Annotated in this window: 6 protein-coding genes; all 6 read left to right on the top strand. The window is 38.9% G+C overall.

Features of this window, described 5'->3' with window-relative positions; genetic code table 11:
• Nucleotides 1–57: 57 nt before the first annotated feature.
• The 6 genes from CQ046_RS01930 to CQ046_RS01955 all read left to right on the top strand — a co-directional run bounded on the left by CQ046_RS01930 (nucleotide 58) and on the right by CQ046_RS01955 (nucleotide 10,125).
• The gene (locus tag CQ046_RS01930; protein WP_105700634.1) at nucleotides 58–4,419 is read left to right on the top strand and encodes a CusA/CzcA family heavy metal efflux RND transporter; all 4,362 of its coding nucleotides are present in this window, start codon (nucleotides 58–60) and stop codon (nucleotides 4,417–4,419) included.
• Between the two features lie 82 nt (nucleotides 4,420–4,501).
• Nucleotides 4,502–5,731, top strand: coding sequence for an efflux RND transporter periplasmic adaptor subunit (locus CQ046_RS01935; RefSeq protein ID WP_105700657.1), 1,230 nt, complete (start codon nucleotides 4,502–4,504; stop codon nucleotides 5,729–5,731).
• 133 nt (nucleotides 5,732–5,864) lie between these two features.
• Complete coding sequence (locus CQ046_RS01940; protein WP_105700635.1) at nucleotides 5,865–6,746, top strand: bestrophin family protein; 882 nt, start codon at nucleotides 5,865–5,867, stop codon at nucleotides 6,744–6,746.
• A 16-nt stretch (nucleotides 6,747–6,762) separates the two neighbouring features.
• Entirely contained in the window at nucleotides 6,763–7,659 is an 897-nt protein-coding gene (locus CQ046_RS01945) for a cation diffusion facilitator family transporter (RefSeq protein ID WP_105700636.1), read from the top strand.
• 18 nt (nucleotides 7,660–7,677) lie between these two features.
• Nucleotides 7,678–8,097 (top strand): Fur family transcriptional regulator, encoded by a 420-nt coding sequence (locus tag CQ046_RS01950; RefSeq protein ID WP_002983024.1) that lies wholly within the window; start codon nucleotides 7,678–7,680, stop codon nucleotides 8,095–8,097.
• 45 nt (nucleotides 8,098–8,142) lie between these two features.
• A complete protein-coding gene (locus CQ046_RS01955; RefSeq protein WP_105700637.1) occupies nucleotides 8,143–10,125 on the top strand; it encodes a heavy metal translocating P-type ATPase in 1,983 nt (660 codons plus the stop codon).
• Nucleotides 10,126–10,388: the final 263 nt, after the last annotated feature.

The following is a 10,388-nucleotide window of genomic DNA, read 5'->3' on the forward strand; positions in this document are numbered from 1 at the left end:
TTGCTGCAGTATTTTATACTGTATGCATTCATTTTCAATAAAAATTATATTTAAATCGTGTTAGATAAAATCATAAAATTCAGTATCAAAAACAAGGTGATCATTGGTTTGATGACGCTGGTACTGATCATCTGGGGAACGTGGAGTGCCACCAGATTACCTATCGATGCTGTGCCGGATATCACCAACAATCAGGTGCAGATCATTACTGTATGTCCTACATTGGCAGGGCAGGAAGTGGAACAGCTGGTTACCTTTCCTATTGAACAGAGTATAGCCAATGTTCCCGATATTCAGGAGACAAGAAGTATCTCAAGATTCGGGCTCTCTGTGATTACAGTCGTGTTCAAAGAAAATGTAGATGTTTATTTTGCGAGACAGCTCATTAATGAACAACTGAAAAATGCTGTGGAAGAAATTCCAAAAGGAGTGGGAACTCCAGAGCTGGCTCCTGTAAGTACAGGTCTTGGAGAAGTGTACCAATATATTCTTCACCCTAAAAAAGGAAGCGAAAAGAAATACAATGCTAAAGAACTGCGCACCATGCAGGACTGGATCGTTCGAAGACAACTGAACGGAACTCCCGGAGTTGCAGAGATCAACAGTTTCGGAGGCGAATTAAAACAGTACGAAGTAGCCATTGATCCCAATCGTTTAAAAGCAATGGGAACAAGTATCACCGAAATATTTACAGCCCTTGAAAAAAACAATCAGAATACAGGAGGAGCTTATATTGATAAAAAACCCAATGCCTATTTTATTCGTGGAATTGGCTTAGTAACCTCTTTAGAAGATATCAAAAATATTGCGGTTAAAAATGAAACCGGAAGCGTTCCGATTTTTATAAAAGACGTTGCTTATGTTCGTTTAGGAAGTGCCGTTCGTTACGGAGCATTAACCTATGACGGAAAAGTAGATGCCGTAGGTGGAGTAGTGATGATGCTGAAAGGAGCCAATAGTAATGAAGTAGTCAGCAATATCAAAGCAAAAATTCCGACCATTCAGAAATCTCTTCCTGATGATGTTATCATAGAACCATTTCTGGACAGAACAGACCTTGTAGACAGAGCCATTAATACGGTACAAAAAAACCTCATCGAAGGAGCTCTGATCGTTATTTTCGTTCTTGTAGTTTTCTTAGGAAATCTGAGAGCCGGACTTATTGTTGCTTCGGCCATTCCGCTTTCCTTATTGTTTGCACTGGGAATGATGAATGTTTTCGGAGTAAGTGCCAACCTGATGAGCCTTGGAGCCATAGACTTCGGGTTGATTGTAGATGGTGCCGTAATTATTGTAGAAGCAACGTTACATCATTTAGGCGTAAGGAAATCTGTCCGTGCATTGACACAGTCGGAAATGGATGAAGAGGTATTTCTTTCTGCATCAAAAATAAGAAGCAGTGCAGCCTTCGGGGAAATTATCATCCTTATCGTATACATTCCGATTCTTACACTGGCAGGTGTAGAAGGGAAAATGTTTACCCCAATGGCAAAAACAGTAGGATTCGCCATTCTGGGAGCCCTGATTTTATCTCTTACCTATATTCCAATGATGAGTGCTTTATTTTTATCTAAGAAAATATCCCATAAAGAAACGTTCTCTGATAAAATGATGAATCGTCTTCAAAAGGTTTATCAGCCATTATTACAGAAAGCGATTAAAGTAAAATATATCATTGTTTCAGCAACAGCTGTTGTTTTTCTGATCTCCGCTTTTATTTTTAAAAATATGGGTGGTGAGTTTATTCCGCAATTACAGGAGGGAGACTTTGCATTCCACTGTATTTTACCACAAGGAAGTTCACTCAGTCAGAGTATAGAAACCTCCATGCAGGCGTCAAGGATTATCAAACAATTTGATGAGGTGAAAATGGTCGTTGGGAAAACTGGTTCCGCTGAGGTTCCTACAGATCCCATGCCGCCTGAAGCAACCGACATGATTGTAGTATTGAAACCACAAAGCGAATGGAAAACTAAAAAGTCCTACAATGAACTCGCCGATGAGATCAGTGAAAAGCTGGAAACAATTCCTGGAGTGTTCTTTGAGAAAAACCAGCCTATTCAGATGCGTTTCAATGAGTTGATGACAGGAATCAGACAGGATGTGGCCGTAAAGATTTTCGGAGAAAACCTTGATTCTCTTGCAATATATGCAGATAAGGTTGGAAAAATCATTCAGACGGTAGATGGAGCGACAGCGCCTCAGATTGAAAGAGTGAGTGGTCTTCCGCAGATTAATGTTCAGTATGACAGAACGAGAATTGCCAATTATGGATTGAATATCGAAGATGTCAACAATGCAGTAAGTACAGCCTTTGCAGGGAAAGCTGCCGGACAGGTTTTTGAAAATGAAAGACGTTTTGATTTGGTTGTCCGCCTGGACAGTCTACACAGAACGGATATTTCAGATGTGAACAATCTGATGATTACTTCTGCTACAGGAGCTCAGATTCCATTATCACAGGTGGCTAATATTAGTTACAAATTAGGACCGGCACAGATCAGCCGTGAGCAGGGAAAACGTAGAATTGTTATTGGCTTCAACGTGAAAGACAGGGATGTGGAAAGTGTGGTGAAAGATATTCAGGCAAAACTAAATAAAGTGAAACTTCCTTCCGGATACTATTTTACCTACGGAGGACAGTTTGAAAATCTTCAGGAGGCGAGCAAACGCCTGATGATCGCTGTTCCGGTATCATTGCTACTTATCTTTATGCTGCTGTATTTTACTTTCCGTTCATTCAAACAGGCCGCATTGATCTTTACAGCCATTCCGATGAGTGCCATTGGCGGTGTATTCGCGCTTTTAATAAGAGATATGCCATTCAGTATCAGTGCAGGAATCGGATTTATTGCTCTTTTTGGAGTAGCAGTATTGAACGGAATAGTTTTGATCGGAACATTCAACCAATTAGAAAAAGACGGTGAAACTGATATTCTGAAAAGAGTATTTGAAGGAACAAAAACCAGATTAAGACCTGTATTAATGACCGCTACGGTAGCTTCATTAGGATTTTTACCAATGGCTATTTCCACCGGAGCAGGGGCAGAAGTACAGAAACCTTTGGCCACAGTAGTAATTGGTGGTCTGGTAACAGCTACATTCCTTACATTATTTGTTTTGCCAATGTTATATATCATTTTTAACACGAAGATTTTGAAAAGAAAAAATAATAATACGGGAACCATTACTGCCGTTCTTGTTGTAGGATTGATGATGCTGGGACAGACTTTTAAAGCACAGTCCAGATCGATTTCGGTAGAACAGGCGGTAGAACAGGCAGTGAAAAATAATTTAACCCTGCAGTCAAAAGATTTAAGCATTAAATCTGCTGAAGCATTAAGGGCAACTGCAAAAGAACTTCCTAAGCTCGGTGTTACAGCACAGCTTGGACAATACAATAGTCCAAAGTTTGACCAGTCGTTTGCGATCTCACAAAGTATTCCTTTTCCAACCCTTTTTAAAGCGAGAAAAGATTTAATCAATGAGAATATCAAAAGCAGACAGATTGATAAGGAAATTACAGCTAATGAACTGATAAAACAGGTTCGTACCTATTATTATCAGATTGAATATCTTCAGTATAATAAAGCTCAGCTGACCAGTTTGGATAAATATTATGAAGAATTCATCAGGATTGCAACCGTAAGATTTAAAGCAGGTGATATCAAGAAAATAGAAATCAGTACGGCAGAAACTCAGAAAGGAGAAATTGATCTGCTGCTCAGACAAAATGAAGTCTTTCTGAATAATGCTTATAAGAATTTAAAGACCCTGATGAACACTTCAGAAAATCTTGAAGTTCCGTTTAATAAAGATTATGCGCCTTTAAAAGCAGAAAGTGTACTCGATAGTGCTGTGGTTGCCAACAACCCATCTGTAAAAGCTTTTTACCAGGAAATGGAAATTGCTGAGAAAAATAAAAAAGTTGAAAAATCCCTCGGACTGCCTGATTTTAGTTTAGGATATACCAATCAGTCTTTGATAGGTCTTCATACCATCAACGGACAGGAGAATTTTTATAACGCAGGGAAGCGTTTTCAGTCGGCAACAGTAGGAGTGTCTATTCCATTGACATTTGGAGCCACAAAAGCGAGAATTCAGGCATTGGAATATGAAAAACAGGTCGCTGAAACCAATGCCAAGATGCAGAAGAAACAACTTACTGCTCAGTTAGAAAATGCGTTCAGCCAGTATCAGCAGGATTTGCAGCAATATGATTACTATACAAGTCAGGCACTGCCGAACGCAGAGAAAATTGTAAAAGCAGCTCAGTTAGGATACAAAACAGGAGAAATTTCCTATGTGGAATATCTTTTTGCCCTGCAGACTGCAACGAATATCCAGTTAAAATATCTGGAATCTATCCAGCAGGTGAACCAATCTGTGGTTACTATTAACTCAATTATAAATAAATAATATGAAACCGCTGTTAATAAAACTTTCTGCCAGACCTATGAAAACGAAGGCATACAGCATCAGACAAAATACATTTTTACTTATGAAACTCAAATATAATATCATCCCGCTTATCCTGATCTCAATGTTACTAACAAGCTGTGGAAAAAAAGAAGCTTCTGAAGAAAAAGCTCCTGAAAAAACAGAACAGAAAGAGCAGGCACATGAAGAAGCTCCACAAACGATAGCTTCACTCACAGAAGAGCAGATGAAGTCTGTAGGCGTTGCTTTGGGAACCGTAGAAATGAAAGAACTGACTTCTACTATAAAAGCCAATGGTTTACTGAGCGTACCGAACAGCAACAAAGCCACAATCACTTCCCTGTATGGAGGAATTATCAAAACCATCAATATTCAGGTAGGAAGTATCGTGAAAAAAGGACAGGTGATTGCCACTATTGCCAACCCGGAATACATTCAGCTTCAAGAAGATTATCTGACTACCAATAGCAGAATAACCTATGCAGAACAGGAATACAGAAGACAGAGAGAGCTTTTTGATAATGATGCAGGAGCGAAGAAGAACCTCCAAAGTGCCGATGCTGAGCTGAAAACCTTAAGAACAAAAAGAGCATCCCTTTTAAAACAGCTTCAGATGATGGGAATAAGCCCGGGAAAAGTAAGCAATGGAAATATGAAATCCGGTTTGGTGATCACCGCACCCATCAGCGGGACAATTAGTGCTATCACCGCGCAGATCGGAAGTTATGTAGATATTTCTTCTCCCGTTGCAACGGTTATTGATAACGGTTCCATTCATCTTGACCTTCAGGTATTTGAAAAAGATCTTCCTAAAATGAGAGTAGGGCAGGTTGTTCATTTTAAACTGACCAACAATCCGGAAACAGAATATGATGCAAGAATTTACAGCATAGGATCTTCTTTTGAAAACGAAAGCAAAACCATCTCTATGCACTGCGAAGTGATTGGAAACAAATCCGGACTGATTGACGGAATGAATATCACCGGAATTGTAAGCCTTGATAAAAGTACAACCCCGGCAGTTCCTACAGAAGCTATTGTTGAAGCAGACGGGAAATATTTTGTATTTGTTCAGACCGATAAAAAAGCGGAAGAAGAACATGAAGAAAAAGGAAAACCACATCCGAAAACCTTAAACTTTGAGAAAATAGAAGTGGTAAAAGGAACTTCCGATATGGGATATACCGCGATAACTCCGGTAGGGAATATTCCTGACAATGTAAAGATAGTCGTGAAAGGGGCCTTTTTCGTGAATGCGAAACTGGTAAATTCCGGGGAACACGAACATTAATGAAAGCCGTCGGAACCCGCGAAATGTCGATTTTTATCCTTAAATTAGAGCTGTTTACGTAATTTTTTATTGAATAAAAACGGTTGGAAGAAACTAAAGATAACCTCACCGAATTTTAATAAATAGTCCAATTATGTTATTAAACAAAAAAATATCAGTCTGGTATTTCATTCGTGAAATAAAAAAACAAATTCTGTTTATCGGAATATTTGCGATAGCCATTGGTCTTTTGGACGAATTGCCGTGGTTTCGCAAAATATCACTGCCCTTGAATATTCCGGCATTGCTAGGAACAGCAGTATCATTGCTGCTGGCATTCCGTACGTCCCAGTCCTATGAAAGATGGTGGGAAGCCAGAACTGTTTGGGGGGCAATTGTAAATGATTCCAGAACTTTTGTGAGGTTGATTATACAGTTTATGCCGAAAGGAGAAGACAAAACAATAAAAGATTTTGCCGAAAGACAAATGATCTGGACGTATGCACTTGGAGAATCTTTGAGAAAACTGCCGTTTTCTGAAAAAGTTCAGCAATACTTGGATCAACATCAGATCAAAGGAGCCAATATTCCCAATGCAATTCTGGACGAACACTCCAGACAGCTGAAAGAAATTGCAGCCTCCAAAGGGCTGACCGATTTCCAACAAATGCAGCTCAATGATATCATCACAAGGCTCTGCGACAGCATGGGAAAATGTGAAAGACTTAAGAATACAGTTTTTCCGCGTTCATATAGTGTTTTAGTTCATATTTTGATCTATGTTTTTGCAGCAATTCTTCCATTTGGACTTGATGATTCACAGCTGTTGGTAGAAATTGCCATTACTTTCCTGGTTCCGGTGACATTCATCGCCATTGAAAAAACATCCATCATCATGCAGGATCCGTTTGAAAATGGCCCTGTAGATACTCCGATGACTTCCTTGGCACAGACCATAGAAATCAATATCAGACAGATGATCGGTGAGCAGAATGTTCCCCCTAAAAAAGAAAATACATCTTATTATGAAATGTAATTAAACCATACACCATATGGAAAATACACCAACACAAACCGTTTCTGCGGGAAGCAGACATAAAAAGAACCTTCTGATTGTCCTTTGTCTTAGTGGAACTTATCTCATTGCTGAGGTAATAGGAGGAATAGTCACCAACAGTCTTGCGCTATTAGCTGATGCAGCCCATATGCTGACAGACGTTGTAGGATTGTTACTGGCATTTATTGCTATCAAGATAGGAGAAAGAAAAGCAGATCCTTCCAGAACATTTGGTTATTATCGGACAGAAATATTAGCAGCTGTAATCAATGCAGTGGTTTTGCTGGCCATTTCGATCTATGTTTTGTTTGAAGCCTATCAGCGTTTTCAAAATCCGCCCGAAGTACAAAGTAAATCAATGCTGATTGTAGCCGGAATCGGATTGATTGTCAATATTGTCGGAATGATGATTCTGAGAAAAGACTCAGAAGGCAGTCTCAATATGAAAGGTGCTTATTTTGAAGTCCTTTCAGATATGCTTACTTCAGTAGGAGTAATGATAGCCGGAGTAATTATGCTTACGACAGGCTGGTACTATGCCGACCCGTTAATCTCAGCTGCCATCGGATTATTAATCTTTCCAAGAACATGGAGACTGTTGAAAGAAGCCATTAATGTTTTGCTGGAAGGAACACCCAAAGATGTGGATATTCATGCCCTTCGTCAATCATTGGAGCAAACTCCCGGAGTGAAAGATGTACATGATCTGCATGTATGGTCACTGACATCCAGTGTTAATGCAATGAGTGCTCATGTGGTAAAAGATGCAGGCTATTCTCAGAATCAATTATTAACTGTATTGACAAATTCTACGATTACTAATTTTAAAATCAGTCATACCACTTTTCAGATAGAAGAGGAGGGTTATGAAGAAAATGAAGTCCATCTGTAAAAATTTTAAAAGCTTACAATGAAAAAAGATATCGAACACAAACTCATTGATAAAAATACCAAACCTACCAGTATGAGGATTTTGGTATATGATTTCCTAAGCTCTCAGGAAGCAGCTTTATCCCTTTCTGAAATAGAAAATCATTTTGATAATGCTGACAGAATTACCATCTACAGAACATTGAAAACCTTTGAAGAAAAAGGAATTGTTCACAGCATTCAGGAAAATACAACCACAAAATACAAACTGTGCGAAGACGATTGTGATGAAAAAACACACAAAGACTGGCACTTGCATTTCTACTGTAAGATTTGCAAGCAAACCACCTGCAAAGAAGATATTTCTTTCCCTGAAAACATCCAGACTAATTTCAGGATTGATGAAATAAGATTGTTCGCCAAAGGAATCTGTGAAAACTGCCTTGAAAGTTTGCAATAGCATTGCATCAGTCTCATCTTTACATTTGTATAAAAATATTCAGTTATGGAAAAATGCTGTAGTACAACCCCGGAAAAACCAGATACAAAAGAACATAAACATAATCACGCAGAAGGAGACGGACATGACCATGACGGGCATGATCATTCTCATGACTCCGGAGATCAGACGGTCTTTCAGATGTTTCTTCCTGCCATTATATCATTTGTCATCTTATTAGTAGGAATTGCTTTTGACAACTATATAAAACCGGCATGGTTTACAGGCTGGGTACGTTTAGTATGGTTCCTTGCGGCGTATATTCCTGTAGGATTCCCGGTATTAAAAGATGCCTATAAAAGTATCATCAAAGGAGATGTGTTTTCAGAATTCTTTCTGATGAGTATCGCAACCATTGGTGCCTTTGCCATTGGAGAATACCCTGAAGGAGTAGCGGTAATGCTGTTTTACGCCGTAGGAGAAGTATTTCAGTCTATGGCGGTGACCAGAGCCAAAGGAAACATAAAAGCGCTTTTGGATCAACGTCCTGATGAGGTAACGATTATGGAAAATAATCAGCCAAAGACCATGAAAGCCAAAGAAGCTAAAATTGGAGACATTATTCAACTGAAACCCGGTGAAAAACTGGCGCTGGATGGGGAACTGCTTTCGGATTCAGCCTCATTCAACACCGCAGCTTTAACGGGAGAAAGTAAACCTGATACCAAAAATAAAGGCGAAGTAGTTCTTGCAGGGATGATCAATATGAACAGTATTGCTTTAGTAAAAGTAAATACGGCCTATGAAGACAGTAAATTGAGTAAAATTCTGGAGATGGTTCAGAATGCTACAGCTCAAAAAGCCCCTACAGAATTGTTCATCAGAAAATTTGCGAAAGTATACACCCCTATCGTTGTATTTCTTGCCATAGGAATCTGTTTACTGCCTTATTTCTTTGTAAGCGATTATCAGTTCAGAGACTGGCTGTACAGAGCATTAATATTCCTTGTTATCTCTTGCCCCTGTGCCCTTGTTATTTCAATTCCGTTAGGATACTTCGGAGGAATTGGGGCTGCAAGCCGAAACGGAATCTTGTTCAAAGGAAGTAATTTCCTGGACAGTATTGCAGAGATTCAGAACGTAGTGATGGATAAAACAGGAACCATGACAGAAGGCGTTTTCAAAGTTCAGGAAGTCAGTATGAGCTCCGAATTTAACAAAGAAGAAATCCTTCAGATGGTCAATGTCCTGGAAAGTAAAAGTACCCATCCGGTGGCAACAGCTATTCATAATTATGCAGGAGAAATCAATCACAGCCTTCCTTTAGAAAATGTAGAAGAAATTGCAGGTCATGGATTAAAAGCAACGATTAAGGGAAAAGAACTTTTGGTTGGAAACTTTAAACTGATGGATAAATTTAATATCAGTTATGATCTTAACCCTGCTAACATCGTTTATACGGTAATTGCGGTAGCTTATGATAGAAAGTTTGCAGGCTATATCACCATTGCAGACAGTATAAAAGAAGATGCAAAACAAACCGTAGATAACCTTCATAAAATGAATGTAAAAGCTACAATGCTGAGCGGTGATAAAAGTACTGTTGTGAAATATGTAGCAGATCAGCTGGGTATTGACAATGCATTCGGAGACTTGCTGCCTGAAGATAAAGTCAATAAAGTTAAAGAAATCAAAGGCAGAAATCAAAGTGTAGCTTTCGTAGGAGACGGAGTAAATGATGCTCCTGTAGTGGCTTTAAGCGACGTAGGAATTGCAATGGGAGGTCTAGGAAGTGATGCCACCATTGAAACTGCAGATGTAGTGATTCAGGATGATAAACCAAGCAAAATACCAATGGCTATCAACATCGGAAAGCAAACGAAAAAGATAGTTTGGCAGAATATCATCCTAGCGTTTGCAGTAAAAGCAGTGGTTCTTATCCTGGGAGCTGGTGGACTGGCAACCATGTGGGAAGCCGTGTTTGCAGATGTAGGAGTCGCATTGCTGGCTATTTTAAATGCGGTGAGAATCCAAAGAATGAAATTTTAAGAAGCAAATAATAAACACAACTCAATTATATTGAATAAAAGCTCTGCTGAACCTCAGTAGGGCTTTTGTTTTAAAAAAAATACATATCATATTTGTCATTCCGTAGGAATCTCTACAAAGATAAATTAAACGAGTATTGCAATTTTATCAGAGATAAAATCCTTGCGCTTTAAAGCAGTAAGCATTGAAGTCATCTTGACTTTTTCAAAAATTATATTTTTTATTTGAAATAAAAAAAGGGATTAGGAAATTAGAGTCGCTAA

Source organism: Chryseobacterium sp. MYb7 (assembly GCF_002979455.1).
In the GTDB taxonomy this organism is placed as follows: domain Bacteria; phylum Bacteroidota; class Bacteroidia; order Flavobacteriales; family Weeksellaceae; genus Chryseobacterium.

Excerpts from the sequence above, each read along its gene's own strand:
- CQ046_RS01945 (WP_105700636.1), top strand. The coding sequence starts at position 6,763 with ATGGAAAATACACCAACACAAACCGTTTCTGCGGGAAGCAGACATAAA.
- CQ046_RS01950 (WP_002983024.1), top strand. The coding sequence starts at position 7,678 with ATGAAAAAAGATATCGAACACAAACTCATTGATAAAAATACCAAACCT.
- CQ046_RS01935 (WP_105700657.1), top strand. The coding sequence starts at position 4,502 with ATGAAACTCAAATATAATATCATCCCGCTTATCCTGATCTCAATGTTA.
- CQ046_RS01955 (WP_105700637.1), top strand. The coding sequence starts at position 8,143 with ATGGAAAAATGCTGTAGTACAACCCCGGAAAAACCAGATACAAAAGAA.
- CQ046_RS01940 (WP_105700635.1), top strand. The coding sequence starts at position 5,865 with ATGTTATTAAACAAAAAAATATCAGTCTGGTATTTCATTCGTGAAATA.